At 64.2% G+C, this 19,053-nt stretch carries 19 protein-coding genes; 13 read left to right on the top strand and 6 right to left on the bottom strand.

Going from position 1 to position 19,053, the window contains the following annotated elements; all coding sequences use genetic code 11:
- Positions 1-23: 23 nt before the first annotated feature.
- Positions 24-293, top strand: coding sequence for a GlsB/YeaQ/YmgE family stress response membrane protein (locus MRBLMU1_RS01440; RefSeq protein WP_090318113.1), 270 nt, complete (start codon positions 24-26; stop codon positions 291-293).
- Positions 294-333: 40 nt separating this feature from the next.
- On the opposite strand, the gene MRBLMU1_RS01435 is transcribed toward MRBLMU1_RS01440, so the two are convergent.
- Positions 334-1,077, bottom strand: a complete 744-nt coding sequence (locus tag MRBLMU1_RS01435; RefSeq protein WP_363495914.1) for an SDR family oxidoreductase — start codon at positions 1,075-1,077, stop codon at positions 334-336.
- A 98-nt stretch (positions 1,078-1,175) separates the two neighbouring features.
- Between MRBLMU1_RS01435 and MRBLMU1_RS01430 the strand changes: the two genes are divergently transcribed.
- Positions 1,176-2,072, top strand: a complete 897-nt coding sequence (locus MRBLMU1_RS01430) for an AraC family transcriptional regulator (protein WP_363495911.1) — start codon at positions 1,176-1,178, stop codon at positions 2,070-2,072.
- A 45-nt stretch (positions 2,073-2,117) separates the two neighbouring features.
- On the opposite strand, the gene MRBLMU1_RS01425 is transcribed toward MRBLMU1_RS01430, so the two are convergent.
- Positions 2,118-3,473: an amino acid permease gene (locus MRBLMU1_RS01425; RefSeq protein WP_363495909.1), complete on the bottom strand. Its 1,356-nt coding sequence runs from the start codon at positions 3,471-3,473 to the stop codon at positions 2,118-2,120.
- 171 nt (positions 3,474-3,644) lie between these two features.
- On the opposite strand from MRBLMU1_RS01425, the gene MRBLMU1_RS01420 reads away from it, so the two are divergent.
- The 3 genes from MRBLMU1_RS01420 to MRBLMU1_RS01410 all read left to right on the top strand — a co-directional run bounded on the left by MRBLMU1_RS01420 (position 3,645) and on the right by MRBLMU1_RS01410 (position 7,899).
- Positions 3,645-4,877, top strand: a complete 1,233-nt coding sequence (locus tag MRBLMU1_RS01420; RefSeq protein ID WP_363495906.1) for a cyanophycinase — start codon at positions 3,645-3,647, stop codon at positions 4,875-4,877.
- A 136-nt stretch (positions 4,878-5,013) separates the two neighbouring features.
- The gene (locus tag MRBLMU1_RS01415) at positions 5,014-7,359 is read left to right on the top strand and encodes a GH92 family glycosyl hydrolase (protein ID WP_363495903.1); all 2,346 of its coding nucleotides are present in this window, start codon (positions 5,014-5,016) and stop codon (positions 7,357-7,359) included.
- A gap of 117 nt (positions 7,360-7,476) precedes the next feature.
- The gene (locus MRBLMU1_RS01410) at positions 7,477-7,899 is read left to right on the top strand and encodes a hypothetical protein (RefSeq protein WP_363495900.1); all 423 of its coding nucleotides are present in this window, start codon (positions 7,477-7,479) and stop codon (positions 7,897-7,899) included.
- A gap of 71 nt (positions 7,900-7,970) precedes the next feature.
- Here the strand turns inward: MRBLMU1_RS01410 and MRBLMU1_RS01405 are convergent, their stop codons facing one another.
- Complete coding sequence (locus MRBLMU1_RS01405; protein ID WP_363495897.1) at positions 7,971-8,675, bottom strand: PEP-CTERM sorting domain-containing protein; 705 nt, start codon at positions 8,673-8,675, stop codon at positions 7,971-7,973.
- A gap of 274 nt (positions 8,676-8,949) precedes the next feature.
- On the opposite strand from MRBLMU1_RS01405, the gene MRBLMU1_RS01400 reads away from it, so the two are divergent.
- Both MRBLMU1_RS01400 and MRBLMU1_RS01395 read left to right on the top strand, forming a co-directional pair.
- The gene (locus MRBLMU1_RS01400) at positions 8,950-9,405 is read left to right on the top strand and encodes a hypothetical protein (protein ID WP_363495894.1); all 456 of its coding nucleotides are present in this window, start codon (positions 8,950-8,952) and stop codon (positions 9,403-9,405) included.
- Positions 9,406-9,460: 55 nt separating this feature from the next.
- Complete coding sequence (locus tag MRBLMU1_RS01395) at positions 9,461-9,943, top strand: hypothetical protein (protein WP_363495891.1); 483 nt, start codon at positions 9,461-9,463, stop codon at positions 9,941-9,943.
- A gap of 84 nt (positions 9,944-10,027) precedes the next feature.
- On the opposite strand, the gene ppk2 is transcribed toward MRBLMU1_RS01395, so the two are convergent.
- A complete protein-coding gene (gene ppk2 / locus MRBLMU1_RS01390; protein WP_414646019.1) occupies positions 10,028-10,873 on the bottom strand; it encodes a polyphosphate kinase 2 in 846 nt (281 codons plus the stop codon).
- Positions 10,874-11,129: 256 nt separating this feature from the next.
- On the opposite strand from ppk2, the gene MRBLMU1_RS01385 reads away from it, so the two are divergent.
- Entirely contained in the window at positions 11,130-11,549 is a 420-nt protein-coding gene (locus MRBLMU1_RS01385) for a hypothetical protein (protein WP_363495888.1), read from the top strand.
- Between the two features lie 106 nt (positions 11,550-11,655).
- Here the strand turns inward: MRBLMU1_RS01385 and MRBLMU1_RS01380 are convergent, their stop codons facing one another.
- A complete protein-coding gene (locus tag MRBLMU1_RS01380; protein ID WP_363495885.1) occupies positions 11,656-12,636 on the bottom strand; it encodes a 2-dehydropantoate 2-reductase in 981 nt (326 codons plus the stop codon).
- A gap of 98 nt (positions 12,637-12,734) precedes the next feature.
- A complete protein-coding gene (locus MRBLMU1_RS01375; protein ID WP_363495882.1) occupies positions 12,735-14,072 on the bottom strand; it encodes an MFS transporter in 1,338 nt (445 codons plus the stop codon).
- Between the two features lie 148 nt (positions 14,073-14,220).
- On the opposite strand from MRBLMU1_RS01375, the gene cyoA reads away from it, so the two are divergent.
- From cyoA to MRBLMU1_RS01350, 5 genes are read left to right on the top strand one after another with little or no spacing between them, the layout of a single operon-like run.
- Complete coding sequence (gene cyoA / locus MRBLMU1_RS01370) at positions 14,221-15,213, top strand: ubiquinol oxidase subunit II (protein ID WP_363495879.1); 993 nt, start codon at positions 14,221-14,223, stop codon at positions 15,211-15,213.
- Positions 15,210-17,222, top strand: a complete 2,013-nt coding sequence (cyoB, locus tag MRBLMU1_RS01365; RefSeq protein ID WP_414646016.1) for a cytochrome o ubiquinol oxidase subunit I — start codon at positions 15,210-15,212, stop codon at positions 17,220-17,222. The genes cyoA and cyoB overlap by 4 nt, the downstream gene beginning before the upstream one ends.
- The gene (gene cyoC, locus MRBLMU1_RS01360; RefSeq protein ID WP_363495873.1) at positions 17,215-17,844 is read left to right on the top strand and encodes a cytochrome o ubiquinol oxidase subunit III; all 630 of its coding nucleotides are present in this window, start codon (positions 17,215-17,217) and stop codon (positions 17,842-17,844) included. The genes cyoB and cyoC overlap by 8 nt, the downstream gene beginning before the upstream one ends.
- On the top strand, positions 17,841-18,257 hold the full coding sequence (cyoD, locus tag MRBLMU1_RS01355; protein WP_363495870.1) for a cytochrome o ubiquinol oxidase subunit IV: 417 nt from the start codon (positions 17,841-17,843) through the stop codon (positions 18,255-18,257). The genes cyoC and cyoD overlap by 4 nt, the downstream gene beginning before the upstream one ends.
- Positions 18,254-19,042 carry an SURF1 family protein gene (locus tag MRBLMU1_RS01350; protein ID WP_363495867.1) on the top strand — a complete coding sequence of 263 codons (789 nt, stop codon included), beginning with the start codon at positions 18,254-18,256 and terminating at the stop codon, positions 19,040-19,042. The genes cyoD and MRBLMU1_RS01350 overlap by 4 nt, the downstream gene beginning before the upstream one ends.
- The last annotated feature ends 11 nt before the right edge of the window (positions 19,043-19,053 follow it).

Genomic DNA, 19,053 nt, shown 5'->3' with positions numbered 1-19,053 from the left:
CTTTTTCCAGGAAGGGGGATGCGATGAATCTGATACTTTGGATAGTCATAGGCGGCATTCTGGGCTGGCTTGCCAGCCTGGTCATGAAGACGGACGCGCAGCAGGGGTTGATATTGAATGTCGTGGTCGGCATCGTCGGCGCCTTGCTCAGCGGCTGGCTGCTGGCGCCGATGCTGGGGACCGGAACCATCAATTCGGACGACTTCAGCCTGGCGTCGCTGGGGGTGTCGTTTATTGGCGCGCTGATCCTGCTGGCGATCGTCAACCTGGTGCGGCGAGGCCGGGTGCGCTGAAACGCGAGCGGCATGTAGGAGCGCTGGCCGATCGCGCCGTTTATCTCGACTGTGCCAGCGCAATCGCGTCGGCGCCCGCCGGGAATCGAAGCTGCCCGGTCGCATCGTTGGCCGCGCGCCATACCATCTCGGCCACGTCCGACTCGGTCGTCACCGCCGCCGGGTGCGCGAACGCGGCGAACACGGGCTCCGCGAACGGTACGTAGGCTTCGGGAATCAACCCCGCCATGCGCGCCCCGCCGTTGCTGGTGAAGTTCGTCGTTGGGCCGTAGCCGGGCTCCACCAGTTTTGCCTGCACGTTGAAGTATGCCAGCTCGAACGCGAGCGAGCCGGTGAAGCCTTCGATGGCGGCCTTGCTCGCGGTGTACGCGGCCGCCAACGGCATCCGCGCCAGCGTCGCGCTCGAGGTCACATTGATAACCACGCCGGACCTGCGCCCGCGAAACTGGGGCAGCACCGCCTGCGTCATCGCCATCACGCCGAAGGTGTTGGTTTCGAACACCTCGCGCACGGTGCTCATCGGTGTGGCCTCGAAGGCGCCGACCACGCCGATGCCCGCATTGTTCACCAGCACGTCGATCGGGCCGCAGGCGTCCAGCACGGACGCGATGCTCTCCGGCTTGGTGACGTCGAGCGCGAAGGTGCGCAGCCGATCCGAGCGGGGCAGCCCGTCGTCGCGGGGCGTGCGCATGGTGGCCAGCACCTTCCATCCCTGTGCGTGGAAGTGCAGGGCGGTGGCGCGGCCGTAGCCGGAAGAGCAGCCGGTGATCAGTACTGTTTTCATGATGGTGGTCCTTGTTGTTGAGCAAGGCCTAACGATAGCGAAAACAGGCCGGACGAACTACAATCAAAAGTCCAGAATCCACTTATAAGAGTCCAGACATGAACGATCCGCTCTCGGAGGTCATCGCGATGCTCCAGCCGCGTACCGTGTACTCGAAGTGCATCAGCGGCGCCGGCCGCTGGGGCGTACGCTACGCCGACTTCGGACAGCCGAGCTTTTGCGCCGTGCTCGAGGGTTCCTGCCTGCTCGCGGTCGAGGGGCAGGAGCCCATCACGCTGCGGAGCGGCGACTTCGTGCTGCTGCCCGCTACGCCGGGCTTCACCTTGTCCGGCTTCGAGCCGGTGACGCCCGTCGACGTCGACCCGAAGGCGGCGCCGGCGCCAATGGATGAAATCCGCCATGGCACGCAAGGCGGAGCGCCCGATGTGCGTTTGCTAGGGGGGTACTTCATCTTCGATTCGCCCGACGCGGCGCTGCTGGTATCGCTGTTGCCGGCGCAGATCCATGTGCGGGGCGTCGAACGTTTTGCCCTGCTGGTGCGGCTGGTCGGCGAGGAGGCGGCCGGACAACGGACGGGACGCGACCTTGTGCTCACTCGCCTGGTTGAAGTGTTGCTGATCGAGGCGCTGCGGTCGACACCGGGCGAAGATGCGCCACCGGGGTTGCTGCGCGGCTTGGCCGACGCGCGGCTGGCGCTGGCGATGCGGCAGATGCATGACGATCCCGGACGTCCGTGGACGATGGCGCAGCTCGCCAAGAACGCGGCGCTTTCGCGCTCGGCGTTCTTTGAGCGCTTCCTGCGCGCCGTGGGCATGCCACCGATGGAATACCTGCTCGCTTGGCGCATGGCGCTGGCCAAGGATCTGCTGCGCCGCCACGGCCTGGGGCTGGCCCAGGTCGCCGAACGGGTTGGCTACAGCTCGGCAAGCACGTTCAGCATCGCGTTCAGCCGGCATGTGGGCCGGCCTCCGAGCCGCTATGCGCGCGAGGGTTAGCCGTCCCGGTTGACGACGATGAAAATCGCCGCAACCGGTTTCCGCTCAGCCGGCGGCGTCCCGGCGCTGGCGCAACCAGTAGCCGGCGCTGAGCGCGATCAGCCACACCGGGATCAGATATACCGACAGGCGCAGGTCCGGCGTCAGGTACATGACCACCAGGATGGCACCCAGGAAGGCCAGGCACAGGTAGTTGGTCAGCGGGTAGCCCAGGCTGCGGAACAGCGTGGTCTTGCCTTCGAGTTTCTTTTGCGCGCGGAAACGCAGGTGTATCCAGCTGATCATGGCCCAGTTGATGATCAGCGCCGAGACCACGAGCCCCATCAGGAAGCCGAAGGCTTTGCCCGGCATGAAGTAGTTGACGGCCACGCAGACGCCGGTCGCCAGCGCCGACACGCCCAGCGCCGCCAGCGGCACGCCTCGCCGGTTCACGGTCAGCAGCAGGCGCGGCGCGTTGCCCTGTTTCGCCAGGCCGTACAGCATGCGGGTGTTGGCGTAGACGCAGCTGTTGTACACCGACAGCGCGGCCGTCAGCACCACCGCGTTGAGCACGTGCGCCACCATACTGCTGTTGAGCGCCTGGAAGATCAGCACGAACGGGCTGCCGCCGGTGACGACTTTCTGCCACGGGTACAGCGACAGCAGGATGCCCAGCGCGCCGATGTAGAAGATCAGGATGCGGTAGATGGCCTGGTTGGTGGCCTTGGGAATGGTGCGGGTCGGGTCGTCCGCCTCGGCGGCGGTGATGCCGATCAGTTCGAGGCCGCCGAACGAGAACATGATGACGGCCATGGCCATCACCAGGCCGCCGAAGCCGTTGGGGAAGAAGCCGCCGTGCTGCCACAGGTTGGCGATGGTCGCCTGCGGGCCGGCCTCGCCCGACACCAGCAGGTAGCCGCCGAACCCGATCATGCCGACGATGGCCACCACCTTGATGATGGCGAACCAGAATTCCATCTCGCCGAAGGCCTTGACGTTGGCCAGGCTGATGCCGTTGATGATGACGAAGAAGGCCAGCGCCGAGACCCAGGTCGGTATCCCCGGCCACCAGTATTGGACGTAGATGCCGACCGCCGATAGTTCGGCCATGCTGACCAGCACATACAGCACCCAGTAGTTCCAGCCCGACAGGAAGCCGGCCAGGTTGCCGCAGTATTTGTCGGCGAAGTGGCTGAACGAGCCGGCCACCGGCTCGTCGACCACCATCTCGCCCAGCTGGCGCATGATGAAGAAGGCGATGATGCCGGCCACGCCGTAGCCCAGCAGCACCGACGGTCCGGCCATCTGGATCGTCTGCGCGATGCCGAGGAAAAGCCCGGTGCCGATGGCGCCGCCCAGCGCGATCAACTGGATATGCCGGCTTTTGAGGCCACGTTTGAGTTCATTCTTATTATCGGCCACTTGATCCCCGGTCGCTTGATGAAAGATATTGATGAAAGAGTTTCATTTTGGCACAACTTTGCCCGCCCGTGCAGGTGGCGGATGCCGGCTTCGGCTTGCCGCTATGGTAGTCTATGGCTGGTTGTTCAGACAAGATTGATAATTTTAGCGCTACAAATTCAAGGAATACGTATGTCGATTTTCGTTCGCGCGGCGCGCCGCGTCGGCCTGGGGGTATTGATCGCGCTGGCGGTGGGGCCTTCGGGCGCAGCGGCGCCGGCGGCGCAAACTTTGCCCAAGGGGTCACTGGTCATCGCCGGCGGCGCGGTGCGCGGGGATAACGCCGCGATCTGGCAGCGCGTGGTGCAACTGGCCGGCGGTCCCGGCGCCCGCATCGCAGTGCTGCCCAGCGCCTCGGCCAATCCGGCGCGGGCCGGCGCCTACCTGGTGGCGGGACTGAAGCAGTATGGCGCCGAGGGCTTTGTCGTGCCGCTGTCGGTGCGGATGAAAGACCGCGATTACAAACGCGACGCCGAGGACGAAACCCTGGCCCGCTCGATCCGCGAGGCGGGCGGTGTCTACTTCTCCGGGGGCGACCAGGCGCTGATCACGCAGGCGCTGGTGCGTCCGGACGGCACCCGCACGGCGGTGCTGCAGGCGATCTGGGATGTCTATGAGCGCGGCGGCGTCATCGCCGGCACCAGCGCCGGCGCGGCCATCATGAGCAGCACCATGTTCTACGACGCCAAGACCGTCTTTGGCACCTTGAGCGAGGGCGTCAACGGCCGCGAACTGACCGCCGGACTGGGTTTTATCGGCGACGAGATCTTCGTCGACCAGCACCTGCTGGCGCGCGGACGCTTCGCGCGCATGCTGCCGGCGATGCTGAAGAAAGGCTACAAGCTGGGCATCGGCATCGATGAAAACTCCGCCGTCATCATCACCGGCCGGCGCCAGGTGGAGGTGGTCGGCTACCAGGGCGCGCTGCTGGTCGATCTGACGCAGGCCAAGGTCGACAAGAAGGTCAAGGACTTCAACCTGTCGAATGCGCGGCTCAGCTACCTGGACCGCGACGACCGCTACGACCTGGCCACGCGCATCTACACGCCGTCCGCCGACAAGGTCGAGGGCAAGGTCGATCCGGAGAAACCGTATTTGAGGGAGCCGGTGTATTCGACCGAGGTCCTGGGCCACAACACGATCCTGATCCTGATGTCCAAGCTGGTCGACAATAGCGAGACGCAGGCGATCGGCATCGCCATCGCCGGTCCGCTGGACCCGCGCCAGGACCTGGGCTTCGAGTTCAAGCTGACGCGCGACGCCGGCACCACCGGCTACAGCTCCGCCACGATGGACGCCTATACCGTGCTGAATATGAGGCTCGACGTCAGGCCCTTGCAGATCACCCGGCCCTGGTACAAATAGCGCGGTCGTTTTGTCCGATGCCGCTTGTTTAGCGCATTTACTAAACAGCGGCGTCCACGCGCCGATTTTGTTGACCGGCGGTCACACTTGGCGCTATAAAGTCGGTTCGTCTCCCTCCCACGATGCCAGGAACCCGATGAACGTGACTACCTTACTGCCGGCCGGCGCGCTGGCGCTGTCCTTGTTGATCCCCTCGATGTCGGTGGCGCAAACGGCGCCCGGCACACCCGCCGCGGCGGTGAACGTCTTCATCGGCACCGGCGGTGACGGCCACACCTTCCCCGGCGCGGCGCGCCCGTTCGGCATGATTCAACTGAGCCCGGACACGCAGGTGCGGCCGTTCCGCCAGAGCTATCCGTGGGCCGCCGGCTACCGCTACGAGGACGACAGCATCCTCGGCTTCTCGCACACGCACTTTTCCGGCAGCGGCCATTCCGACCTGGGCGACGTGCTGCTGATGCCCTACAGCGGCGAGACCAAGCTGGAACCGGGCTATCCCGAGCGCCCCTTCAGCGGCTACCGCTCGCGCTTCAGCCACAAGGACGAACGCGCGGAGCCGGGCTACTACGCCGTCAAGCTGCTCGACAACGAGGTCGACGTCGAGCTGACCGCCAGCGAGCGTGTCGGCCTGCACCGCTACCGCTACGCGGCCGGCGCGCCGGCCAAGGTGATACTGGACCTGCGCAGCAGCATCTACGATTACAAGGCCAAGAACCTGTGGTCGCGCCTGCGCGTGCGCGACGACAAACTGATCACCGGCATGCGCGAGACGCGCGGCTGGGCGGCCGGCCGCCAGCTGTACTTCGCCATCGCGTTCTCGCGGCCGCTGACGGCGCGCGCGCTGCGCAATATGGAGACCGATATCGAATACAAGGGCTTCGCCAGTCCGGGCAGCGGCCCCGGTGACGACCCGAACCTCAAGCCTTTCGTCGAGGGCAAGGCGCTGGTCGGCGCGCTCGAATTCGGCGTGCCGGCCGGCGGCCAGTTGCTGGTGAAGGTCGCCATTTCCGCCGTCAGCGAGGAGGGCGCGATCGCCAACCTGGCCGAGATGCCGGGCTGGGACTTCGACGCCGAGCGCGCCAGCGCCTCGGCGGCGTGGAACCAGGCGCTGGGCGCGGTGGCGATCGAGGCGGCAGCGCCGATGAAAACCATGGTCTACACGGCGCTGTACCACAGCATGCTGGCGCCGGGGCTGTTCATGGACCGCGACGGCCGCTATCGCGGGCCGGACAACGAGGTCCACCAGGCCGACGGCTTCCGCTTCCATTCGACCTTCTCGCTGTGGGACACCTACCGCGCGCTGCATCCGCTGCTGACGTTGATCCAGCCGGAGCAGCGCAACGTCGATTTCGTGCGCTCGCTGGTGGCGTCGCAGAAGGCCAGCCCCTACGGCATCCTGCCGGTGTGGCAGTACCACGGGCTGGAGACGTGGTGCATGATCGGCTACCACGCGGTGCCGGTCATCGCCGACGCCTACATGAAGGGCATGAAGGGCTTCGACGCCGAGGAGGCGCTCAAGGCGATGACCAGCAGCGCCGAATACGGCCCCTACGGCGGGCTGCGGCACTACATGAAGCTTGGCTACGTGCCGATCGACCTGGAGCCGGAGGCGGCGTCGAAGACGGTCGAATACGCGTTCGACGACTGGACCATCGCGCGCATGGCCGAGAAAATGGGCAAGAAGGATGTCGCCGCGCGCTACTACAAGCGGGCGCTGAACTACCGCAACTCCTTCGATACCAAGACCGGCTTCCTGCGCGCCAAGAAGTCGGACGGCAAGTTCCGCGAGCCGTTCGACCCGGTGCGCTCGAACTTCGGCAGCGACTACACCGAGGGCAGCGCCTGGCAATATTCCTGGTATTCGCCGCACGATAACGCCGGCTTGATCAAGATGCTGGGCGGCGATGCCGGTTTGCAAAGCAAGATCGACATGATGTTCGACGCCAAGGTCGACGACAACGTCTACGCCCACATGGAGGACATCTCCGGCCTGATCGGGCACTACGCGCACGGCAACGAACCGTCGCACCACGTGGCCTATCTGTATAACTTCGCCGGCGCGCCCTGGAAGACCCAGCAGCGCCTGACGCAGGTGGTGGCGTCGCAATACAACGCCACGCCGCAGGGCTTGTCCGGCAACGACGACCTGGGGCAGATGTCGGCGTGGCTGGCCTTCACGGCGCTGGGGTTTTATCCGGTGGCGCCGGGCAGCAACGAGTACGTGATCGGCCGTCCTTTCCTGGACAAGGCGGTGATGAATCTGCCCAACGGCAAGACCTTCACCATCCGCGCCGTGGGCATGAGCGCCGACAACGCCTATGTCGCCGGCGTGACCCTGAACGGCAAGCCGCTGGCGCAAACTTTCCTTCGCCACGAGCAAATCATGGCCGGTGGCGAGCTGGTGTTTACGATGGCGAAGGAACCGAACAAGGAGTGGGGCAAGGGCGCGGCGGCGCGGCCGTACACGCAGACGGCGTACTGATCGTCCGACGAACAGCAGCCAATGTCGATCTGATCATAATGCTCATTGTCGGGCTGGGTAAGCTGGACTTCTGCCATATCGGGCGGGAAGTTCTCTTACTCAACCTAGATGGAGGTTATGATGGATGAAATTGTCTACAGTCTGCTGTTGAAGGGTACGCAGGGGTTGACCCTGCTCGGTACGTTGCGCTACCGCTTCACGGATCTGACCGCCGACGCCCGCGCCCGCGACATGCAAGCGTTGATGGGCGCGGCGATCGACCGGCCCACCATCGAGCTGTTCATCCTGCCGGTGGAGGGGACGATCTCGGTGCCGCTGCTGACCGGCGCGACGCCGGTGCCGATCAGCGGCATCGGCTTCGGCAGCCCGGCCGGCCTGCTGACGGTGCTGTTCTCCAGCACGGATGATACGCGCAGCCTCAGCCTGCAAATCAATCCGATCGACGCCACGCACATTGGCGGGGGCTTGGTCTGGAAGCCAGGCCAACCGGGTACGTTGCTGTTCAGCGTGCTGGGCACGCAGCTTGCATTCGCCATGTGAGGCCCGCGCCGGATGCGGGCGGCGGGGAAGGGCGCCACGGGAGTGGCGCCCTTGTCGTATCCGGGTGATCCCTATACGCGGCGTTTGCGCAGGGCCGCGCCGATCGCGCCCAGGCCGGCAAGCATCAGCAAGCCCGATTCCGGCTCCGGGACGGTTGAGACCTGGATCCGCTGGATGGAGGTGAGCGTGCCCCAGAAGGAAATGCCGTACTCGTCGCTTTGACGGTACCAGCCGCCGGCGATCGTCGACACCAGCCCCTTGTAGGCGATGTCGAGCGTCGAGGGCAGCGCGGTCGAATTGAGGTAGCCGCCACTGGCGTCGTTGAAACCCAGCCCCGCGCCGCCGCTGACATCCAGCTGCGACCCGCCGTCGTCACTGGTGTTGTCCATGGCGATCGAGTCGCCGGTCGCGCCGTTCACCACGGTCACCGCGCCCATGTTGGCGCTGGCGTAATCGTTCAGGCCGGACTTGAAGCTGTATTCCAGTTTGAACGTGGGCAGCGTGCTCATGCTGTAGGTGCCGTAGTCGAAGAAGAAGGACGGATTGGCCATGTCAAAGCTGATGCGACCGGTCAACTGGTCGTTGACCGCCATGTGATGGCCGGCGAGGTCGGCGCTGTCGACATAGCCGCCCTGGCCTTTCGACAGAGCGAGCACCTGGTCGACCCTGGCGGTGAAAGCATAGGTCACGGTCTCGGCATGCGTCGGGCTGGCGGCCGACAGCAAGGCCAGCGCCACCGCGCCGACGCCTGCATTCATCTTGGTTGTCCAGGTCATAGCCATTCCAATCTCGGTTGTGAAGTAGGGAACTTATTATAATAATTGCATTTGGGAATTGTAAATCTAAAATCTCAAGCGTGTGGGCCGATAGCGGCTGAAATGTCATTTAATTGCAATATGTACGTCACCGTCCGGGCCGCGACTGCAATATCGATCTGATCAGAATGCGTCCACATTGGCCGGGTAAGCTGAACTACTGCCCCATCGGGCAGGGAAGTTCTCGTTGTCACCATCGTTGGCGCATGGTGGCCGCTCAACCCGCATGGAGGTTATGATGGATGAGATTGTTTACGATCTATTGTTAAAGAGTCCGCTTGGTTTTATGTTGCTGGGCACGTTACGGGCCCGCATCCTCTTCATCGAGGAAGCGGCCGCCAAACGCGCCGGCGCCGCCTCCGCGCCGGTGCCCGCGTCGCTGGTCGAGTCGCTGGGCGGGGCGCTGGACCGCCCCAGCGTCCAGATGGACCTCCAGCGGGTGGAGGGGTCGATCGCCGTGCAGTTCCTCACGGGCAGCCGTCCGGTGCCCGTCGAGGGCATCATCCTGGGTTTTGGCATGTACCCGCTGCCGTTGTTCGGAGTGCTCAACAGCGCCGAGGCACCCCCCATCACCATGCAACTCAGCTTCCTCGACGCCACCCACATCGGCGGCGGCATCGTCTGGCAGCCCGGCACGCCGCGCCAACTCACGTTCAGTTTATTGGGCACGCAGCGCGGCTTCGGCATGTAAGTTCGGCAAACTCTCGTCGTCGCCATTGCTCGCGGATGGTGGCGGCTCACTCTGGATGGAGGCTATGATGGACGAGATTATCTACAATCTGTTGTTGACGGGACGGTCGGGTTTAAGCCTGCCGGGTACGCTGCGTTTCCGCTTCACCGATCTGGACGCGCTCGCGCCGGCAGCCGACGTCGCCGCCTTGCTGGCCAAGGCGGCGCAACCGGTCGGCGTCGAAGTGGCGGTTTTCCAGCTGGAGGGAACGTTGTCGGTGCCCTTGCTGACCGGCGCGCGCCCGGTGCCGCTGGCCGGCGTCGGGCTCGGCACCGCCGCCGGGTCCGTTGGCTACGTGCTCAGCAGCACGGATCCGGCGCGCCGGCTGGATATGCTCTTCAACCTGCTCGATTTCCAGACCATCGCCGGTGGCATGGTCTGGCGGCGCGGGCAGTTCGGTGAGCTGGTGCTGAGCCTGCTGGGCACCCAGCTCGCCTTCGGCTTGCAGCGGGATGCGGCCGGGCAGGAGGCGGCGGCTCCGTTGGAAGCAACCGCCTGATGCCCGGTGATTGACGCCCGCCCCATGAGGCCGCCCTGGATGCCCGGGCGGGCGTATTTGCCCGCGGGCGTACCCTGCGGACCCTTAGTAGATCTCCGGCACGATGATTTCCGACGGCACCGGGCGGCGCACGTAGTCGTCGTGGTACTCGCGCTCCGGCAGCTGGATCGCCGGATGTTCGACCTCGACGTAGGGCATCTGGCCCAGCAGGTGGTGGATGCAGTTGAGCCGCGCCTTCTTCTTGTCCACGCCTTGCACCACCCACCATGGCGCCTCCGGAATGTGGGTGCGCTCGAGCATGATCTCCTTGGCCTTGGTGTACTCCTCCCAGCGGCGGCGCGATTCCAGGTCCATCGGGCTCAGTTTCCATTGCTTGAGCGGATCATGGATGCGGCCCAGGAAGCGCGCGTTCTGCTCCTCGTCCGAGATCGAGAACCAGTATTTGATCAGCTGGATGCCCGAGCGGGCCAGCATGCGCTCGAACTCCGGCACGGTCTGGAAGAATTCCTCGTACTGCTCGTCGCTGCAGAAACCCATCACGCGCTCGACGCCGGCGCGGTTGTACCAGCTGCGGTCGAACAGCACGATCTCGCCGGCGGCCGGCAGGTGCGAGACGTAGCGCTGGAAGTACCACTGCGTGCGCTCGCGGTTGTTGGGCGCGGGCAGCGCGGCGACCCGGCACACGCGCGGATTGAGCCGCTGCACGATGCGTTTGATGACGCCGCCCTTGCCGGCGGCGTCGCGGCCCTCGAACAGGATCACCACCTTGTGGCCGGTGTGGACCACCCAGTCTTGCAGCTTGACCAGCTCGGCCTGCAGGCGGAACAGTTCGCGGAAGTAGTGGCGGCGGGCCGCCTTGGCCGCTTCGCTGCGCTCGGTTTCGATGACCAGCTTGGTGACCGGATCGATCTCGCGGTCTTCCAGCTCCATCTCCAGTTCCTCGTCATAGCTGTCGGTGAGCTCGCGGTGCACGCGCTCCAGCAATTCTTGCTCGTTCAATTTCACGCAATGCTCCTCAGTGTGGACTGGTACAGCTTACGCGTGGAATGTGACCTGGCGATGACGAATCAATATCGCCCCGATGTCGATCTGATCATGGTGCCGTCCGCCCGCCTCGGTAAGCTGAAATCCTGGCTCGCTCGTGAGGCAGGCATGTTTGCGGTGACTTTAACCTATGGAGGTTGTGATGGATGAGCTTGTCTATAACTTGTTATTGAAGAGTCCGCATGGTTTGACGCTGCTGGGCACCTTGCGCTTTCGCTATACCGATCTGGACGCGCTCAAGGCCGGGGAGCTGTCGGCGCTCATGGAGCAGGCGCAACAGGTGGATACCGTCGAGTTGACGCTCTTCAAGCTGGGCGGCACCTTGTCGGTGCCGTTGCTGACCGGCTTCACGCCGGTGCCCCTCGAGGGGCTCTCGTTCGTCAGCCTGTTGGGGCCGACGCTGACCAATTTGCTGAGCAGCACCGATCCGCAACGCCGCCTCGAGATGCAGTTCAACTACATCAGCAACAGCAACATCGCCGGCGGCCTGCTGTGGCGTCCGGGCGAACTGCGCCAGCAAGTGTTCAGCATTCTGGGCACGCGCGTGGCGCTGGGCATGTGAGGCGCGCCCGCCCAACCCGCACAGCCGGGCGGGATCGGACCCGGTTGGGTCCGATCCCTAAGCGCCGCGGCAAGCGTCGCGCTGACGGATTGGCGGGTTTCGGGAATTAATTTGGATACAGGCCGTGCACGCGGCCGAACAGCCGGGTCAGGCCGAGCAGGGCGTCGATGTGGGGCGTCGGCAGCTGCAGCCGCTGGCCGATTTCGCGCACCGCGCCCACCAGCGCGTCCAGTTCCAGCACGCGGCCGGCGTCGGCGTCCTGCAGCATCGAACTCTTGAAGGCGCCCAGCTTGCGCGTGACCTGGTGGCGCTGTTCCGGCGTCTCGTCGATGTGGCAGCCGATGCGGTCGCCGATCAGCGCCGCCTCGCGCATCGCCGCGCGGCAGAACTCGGCCACCAGCGGATCGTCGAGGATGCGGTCGGCCGTGGCGCCGGTGATGGCCGAGACCGGGTTCAACGTCATGTTGCCCCACAGTTTGTACCAAATGTCGTAGCGGATGTTGTCGGAGACGGTGACGTCAAAGCCGGCGCCGCCCAGCAGCGCGCCGAGCTGGCGCGCGCGCGGCGAGTCGCCGCCGCCCGGTTCGCCGATGATCAGGCCGTTGCCCATCTTGTGGGCCACCAGGCCCGGCTCCGGCGACGAGGTGCTGGCGTGCACCACGCAGCCGAGCACCTGGGCGTAGGGCAGGGCGGCCGTGATCGTGCCCTCCGGATCGACGCTGGCCAGCGGCTGGTCGCCGATGGCCGCCACGCCCTGGCCGAACCACCACGGCACGCCGTTCATGGCCGGCAGGATCACCGTGTCCGGCCCGATCAGCGGACCGATCTCGCGCGCCACGGCCGTCAAACCCTGGCCCTTGACGGCGACGATGACCACGTCCTGGCGTCCCAGTTGCGCCGCGTCGTCGCTGGCGCGGGCCGGCGCCGTGGTCAGCACGTCGCCCTGGCGCAGCCGCCAGCCATGCTCTTGTAGCGAAACCAGTGCCGCGCGGCGCGCCAGCACGCTTAAATCACACGCGGCCGCGGCCGCCAGACGGGTGCCGATGAAGCCGCCAATGGCCCCGGCGCCGACGATACATACTTTCATGTTGTCTCCTCTGAAAGAAAAGGGGCCGCTGTTGCGGCCCCGCCTCCTGAAGCAGGTTTATTGCATCTTATTATTCTTTAAGTATATATCACTCTATATCAATTGCGTATATCAAGCCTGCGGTTCAGGCTCAGCGCGGCTAGCGAGGCCACCGCGCCCGACAGCAGGTACAGGCCGACGTAGGCCAGGCCGAAGTGCGCCGACACGCCGAGCGCCACCAGCGGCGCGAAACCGGCGCCGACCAGCCAGGCGATATCCGACGTCAACGCCGCGCCCGTGTAGCGGAAGCGCTGTTCGAAGTTGGCGGTGACGGCGCCGGCGGCCTGGCCGTAGGACAGCCCCAGCAGCGCGAAGCCCACCAGGATGAAGATGTCCTGGCCCATTTCGCCGCCGTCGATCAGCGACGGCACGGCGGCGCTGAAGACCGCGATCAGCATGGCCAGGGTGCCCAGGGTGCGGCGGCGGCCGTAACGGTCGGCCACCAGGCCGGAAATAATGATGCCGATCGTCATCAATACCACGCCAACCATCTGCACTTGCAGGAAGCCGGACACCGAACGCGGCGAATACAGGCTGATCCAGGACAGCGGGAACACCGTCACCAGGTGGAACAGCGCGTAGCTGGCCAGCGCGGCGAGCGCGCCGATCAGGACGTTGCGGCCCTGTTTGCTCAGCAGCTCGACCACGCTGACCGGCTCCAGCTGGCGCTCGTCGAGCAGGTGCGAGTATTCATGGGTGGTCACCAGGCGCAGGCGGGCGAACAGCGCCACCACGTTGATGGCGAAGGCCACATAGAACGGATAGCGCCAGCCCCAGTCGAGGAAGTCCAGCGAGCTCAAGGTGGCCATCATGTAGGCGAACAGGCCGGCGGCGATGAGGAAACCGATCGGCGCGCCCAGCTGGCCCAGCATCGCGTACCAGCCGCGCTTGTGTTCCGGCGCGTTCAGCGCCAGCAGCGACGGCAGGCCGTCCCACGAACCGCCTTGGGCGATGCCCTGGCCGATGCGCAGCAGCGACAGGATGACGATCGAGGTCGTGCCCAGCGACGCGTAGTCGGGCAGGAAGGCGATGCCGGCGGTGGATACGCCCATCACCATCAGCGCGAGCATCAGCTTGGCTTCCCTGGTGAACCGGTGTTGTACTGCCATAAACGCCACAGTGCCGAGCGGCCGGGCGATAAATGCTAGCGAGAAAATCGCGAAAGCGTATAGTGTCCCGTCTAGGCGGCTCTCGTACGGGAAGAACACCGACGGGAACACCAGGGCCGAGGCGATGGCGTAGACGAAGAAGTCGAAATATTCGGAGGCGCGGCCGATGACCACGCCGATGGCGATCTCGCCTGGTGAAATATCCCCATCCCGGGCATTGATGTTCCGTGCGCCTTGGCTGGTTTGATGCTCTGGGACGACGCCCGTTAATGTAGTCGTGTTGGCCATGGTCTCGTCTCGTCTCGTATGTAAATTAATACGTTAATTTTTATTACGATCATGTCCCTGGGCCACTAGGACAAAGTGTCCAATGGCAAGAACATTCCGTAATAGGTACAGTAGCATGTTATCCATATCCTGTGATGTAAATTACCGCATGATTCCTCCTATCGCTCGTCGTGGGCTATTCCTCGCACCGTTGTTGTGGCTTGCCGGCTGCAATACGGTCGTGTTGAACCCGTCCGGAGATATCGCCGCTCAGCAAGGAAACCTTGTCATTGTTTCCACATTGCTGATGCTGTTGATTATCGTACCCGTTATGATTTTGATCTGTCTGTTCGCTTGGCGCTATAGGAAGGCAAATACTTCCGCCAAGTACGAACCGAACTGGGATCACTCGACCAAGCTCGAATTGCTGATCTGGGGCGCGCCGCTCTTGATCATCATCGTCTTGGGCGCGATCACCTGGATCTACACCCACTTGCTGGACCCGTACCGTCCACTGAGCCGCATCGACCAGCACCGTCCGATCGCCGCCGGCGTCAAGCCGCTGGAGATCCAGGTCGTGTCGATGGACTGGAAATGGATGTTCATCTATCCGGAGCAGGGCATCGCCACCGTCAACGAGCTGGTGACCCCGATCGACGTGCCGGTGCGCTTCAAGATGACGTCCTCGACGGTGATGAACGCGTTCTACATCCCTGCGCTGGCCGGCATGGTCTATACGATGCCAGGCATGGAAACACAGCTGAACGCGGTGATGAACAAGGTGGGCGTGTACGACGGCTTCTCGTCGAACTACAGCGGCGCCGGTTTCTCGCAGATGCGCTTCAAGTACCACGGCGTGAGCCAGGGCGACTTCGACGCCTGGGTCGCCAAGACCAAGGCCGGCGGCGCGCTGACCCGTGCCGAGTTCGTGACGCTCGACAAGCCGACCATCAAGCACCCGATCATGCACTTCGGTACCGTCGACAAGGGTCTGTACGACCTCGTGCTGAACCGTTGCGTCGTTGAAGGTTCGGTCTGCATGAACACCCTGATGCACCAGGACGCCACACGCATCAAGGCGGCGGCCGCAGTCAAAGCGCTGGACAAAGACGTCTGTGAGACCGACGTTGCCGCCACCGCCCAACCTATCCGTAAAGAATGACCATGTCCGAACATACCTTGACACCCAACCACCCGATCCTGGGTCGCCTGTCGTGGGAATCGATCCCGCTGCATGAGCCCATCCTGATCGGCACCTTCGCCATGGTGGCGCTGGGAGGCCTGGCCTTCCTCGCCGTCATGTTCAAATTCCGCCTGTGGGGCCCGCTGTGGAAGAACTGGATCACCAGTATCGACCACAAGAAGATCGGTATCATGTACATGATCCTGGGCATCATCATGCTGCTGCGCGGCTTCGCCGACGCGCTGATGATGCGCGCCCAGCAAGCGATGGCCTTCGGCGACAACGCCGGCTTCCTGCCGCCGCACCACTACGACCAGGTCTTCACGGCCCACGGCACGATCATGATTTTCTTCGTGGCCATGCCGCTGGTGACCGGCCTGATGAACTACGTGGTGCCGCTGCAGATCGGCGCGCGCGACGTCTCGTTCCCGTTCCTGAACAACTTCTCGTTCTGGATGACCACCTTCGGCGCGATGCTGACGATGGTGTCGCTGTTCGTCGGCGAATTCGCCAAGACCGGCTGGCTGGCGTTCCCGCCGCTGTCGGGCATCATGGCCAGTCCGGACGTGGGGGTTGACTACTATATCTGGTCATTGCAGATTGCCGGGGTGGGGACGACCCTGTCCGGCGTCAACCTGATCGCCACCATCGTCAAGATGCGCGCGCCGGGCATGGACCTGATGAAGATGCCTGTCTTCACCTGGACCGCGCTTTGCACCAACGCCCTGATCGTGGCAACGTTCCCGATCCTGACCGTCACGCTGGCGATGCTGTCGCTGGACCGCATGGTCGGCACCAACTTCTTCACCAACGACCTCGGCGGCAACCCGATGTTGTACGTCAACCTGATCTGGATCTGGGGCCACCCCGAGGTGTACATCCTGATCCTGCCGGTGTTCGGCGTGTTCTCGGAAATCGTCTCGACCTTCAGCGCCAAGCGCCTGTTCGGCTACACCTCGATGGTGTACGCCACCGTCGTGATCACCATCCTGTCGTACCTGGTATGGCTGCACCACTTCTTCACCATGGGTTCCGGCGCCAGCGTCAACTCGTTCTTCGGCATCACGACGATGATCATCTCGATCCCGACCGGCGCCAAGATCTTCAACTGGCTGTTCACGATGTACAAGGGCCGCATCACCTTCGACGTGCCGATGCTGTGGACCGTGGGCTTCATGCTGACCTTCGTCATCGGCGGCATGACCGGCGTGATGCTGGCCGTGCCACCGGCCGACTTCGTGCTGCACAACTCGCTGTTCCTGATCGCCCACTTCCACAACGTCATCATCGGCGGCGTGGTGTTCGGCCTGTTCGCCGGCATGAACTACTGGTTCCCGAAAGCGTTCGGCTTCAAGCTGGACGAATTCTGGGGCAAGGTCTGCTTCTGGTGCTGGCTGGTCGGCTTCTGGGTCGCGTTCACGCCGCTGTACGTGATGGGCTTCATGGGCGTCACCCGCCGCATGAACCACTTCGAAGATCCGTCGCTGCAAATCTGGTTCGTCATCGCCGCCATCGGCGCGCTGATCATCGCCGGCGGTATCGGCGCGTTCCTGATGCAGATCTATGTCAGCTGGCGCGACCGCGAGAAGCTGCGCGACGTCACCGGCGACCCATGGGGCGGCCGTACGCTGGAGTGGGCGACCTCGTCGCCACCGCCGGACTACAACTTCGCGTTCACCCCGGTGGTGCACGACAGCGACAGCTGGGCCGACATGAAGGCGCACAACTACAAGCGTCCGACCAAGGGCTTCGTCGACATCCACATGCCGAAGAACACGGCCGCTGGCTTCATCATCTCGGCGCTGTCGTTCGTGATGGGCTTCGCCCTGGTCTGGCAGATGTGGGCGCTCGCGATCGTCGGCTTCGTCGCCATGATGGCCGCCATCATCACGCACACCTTTAACTACAAGCGCGATTTCTACATCAAGGCGGAAGAAGTCATCCGTACCGAAGAAGCGCACACTCGTTTGCTGGAAAGCCATGTCTGATATAACCGCTAACGCCGCCCTGAGCGACGACCCAAGCGCGCGCTACTACGTAGCCGACCACCACCCGGAGAACGGCACCTTGCTGGGCTTCTGGCTCTACCTGATGAGCGACTGCCTGCTGTTCGCCGGCCTGTTCGCCGCCTACGCCGTGCTCGGCCGCAATTACGCGGGCGGCCCGTCGGGCGCCGAGCTGTTCGAGCTGGGCACGATCGCCCTGAACACGGCGTTCCTGCTGCTGTCGTCGATCACCTATGGCTTCGCCATGATCGCCGCCCAGCGCAAGAACCTGAAGTTCGCCCTGATCTGGCTAGGCATCACGGGCCTGTTCGGCCTGGCGTTCCTGTTCCTGGAGATCGAAGAGTTCATGCACCTGATACACATCGGTGCCGGTCCGCAGCGCAGCGCGTTCCTGACCTCGTTCTTCGCGCTGGTCGGCACCCACGGTCTGCACGTGACCTTCGGCACGATCTGGCTGGTCACCTTGATGTTCCAGCTGAAAAAGCACGGTCTGACGGTCGAGAACAATCGCCGCATGATGTGCCTGTCGATGTTCTGGCACTTCCTGGACGTGATCTGGATCGGTGTCTTTACCTTTGTTTACCTGATGGGAGTTCTGCCATGAGCGCGCCACACAATCATAGCCACGGCGACGGACACGGTCACGGTCATGACGATCACGGCCACGGCGCGGAAGGCGCCCACGGCAGCCTGAAGGATTACGCCATCGGCTTCGTGCTGTCGGTCATCCTGACGGCGATCCCATTCTGGCTGGTGATGGCCAAGGTGTTCGACAAGTCCAGCACCACGGCCGCCGTGGTCCTGGCCTTCGCCGCCGTCCAGGTGGTCGTCCACATGGTCTACTTCCTGCACATGAACGGTAAGAACGAAGGCGGCTGGTCGCTGCTGGCGCTGTTGTTCACGGCGGTGCTGCTGCTGATCGTATTGGCGGGCTCGATCTGGGTCATGTACCACATGAACCTGAACATGATGCCTTCGATGGGCTCGGATGTGCACAGCATGCACGACATGAAATGACGACTGGCGCATCGCGCCAACGTTCCCGCGCCCTGCGCGTCATCCTGGCCCTGGTGGCCGGGGTGATGTTCGCAGGGTTTTTTGCTTTGGGAACGTGGCAAATATTCAGGTTGCAATGGAAGCTGGCGCTGATCGAGCGCGTGGAGCAACGCGTGCACGCCGCGGCGGCGCCGGCGCCCGGCATCGGCGACTGGCCGAAGTTGAACGCCGAGGACGACGAATACCGCCGCGTGCGCGTCAGCGGCGCCTACCTGCCGGCATCGACCACGTGGACCTTGGCGTCGCTCGAGCGCGGCATCGGCTACTGGGTGCTGACGCCGCTGTGCACGCCGGACGGCGGCATCGTCATGGTCAACCGGGGCTTCGTGCCGGCCGGGACCGGCGGCTGGAGCCCGCGCCCGGCGCCGGCCCCCGCCACGGCCAACGCCTGCGCGGCGGTGGCTGGCGGCCCGGCGGTGACGGTCACCGGCCTGCTGCGCCTCAGCGAAAAGACCAGCTCGCTGCGCAGCAACGAACCGGCGCGCAACTACTGGTACACGCGCGACCTGCAGGCGATCGCCAAGGCGCGCGGTTTGCCGGCGGTGGCGCCATACTTCGTCGACGCCGACGCAGCCTCCGCGCAGGTCGAGCTGGCGGGCGAAAGCGTGCGTCCGGTTGGCGGCCTGACGGTGATCTCCTTCGTCAACAACCACTTGGTTTATGCTATCACCTGGTTCGCGCTGGCGCTGATGGTGGCGGCCGCGACCTGGTGGGTCGCACGCGACGCCCGAAAATCACGTAAATAACGTAAATAACG

It is taken from the genome of Burkholderia sp. LMU1-1-1.1 (assembly GCF_040675865.1).
Lineage (GTDB): Bacteria > Pseudomonadota > Gammaproteobacteria > Burkholderiales > Burkholderiaceae_D > Rugamonas.
Note: the sequence above shows the minus strand (reverse complement) of the source record. Positions and strands in the feature narration are given on the sequence as shown.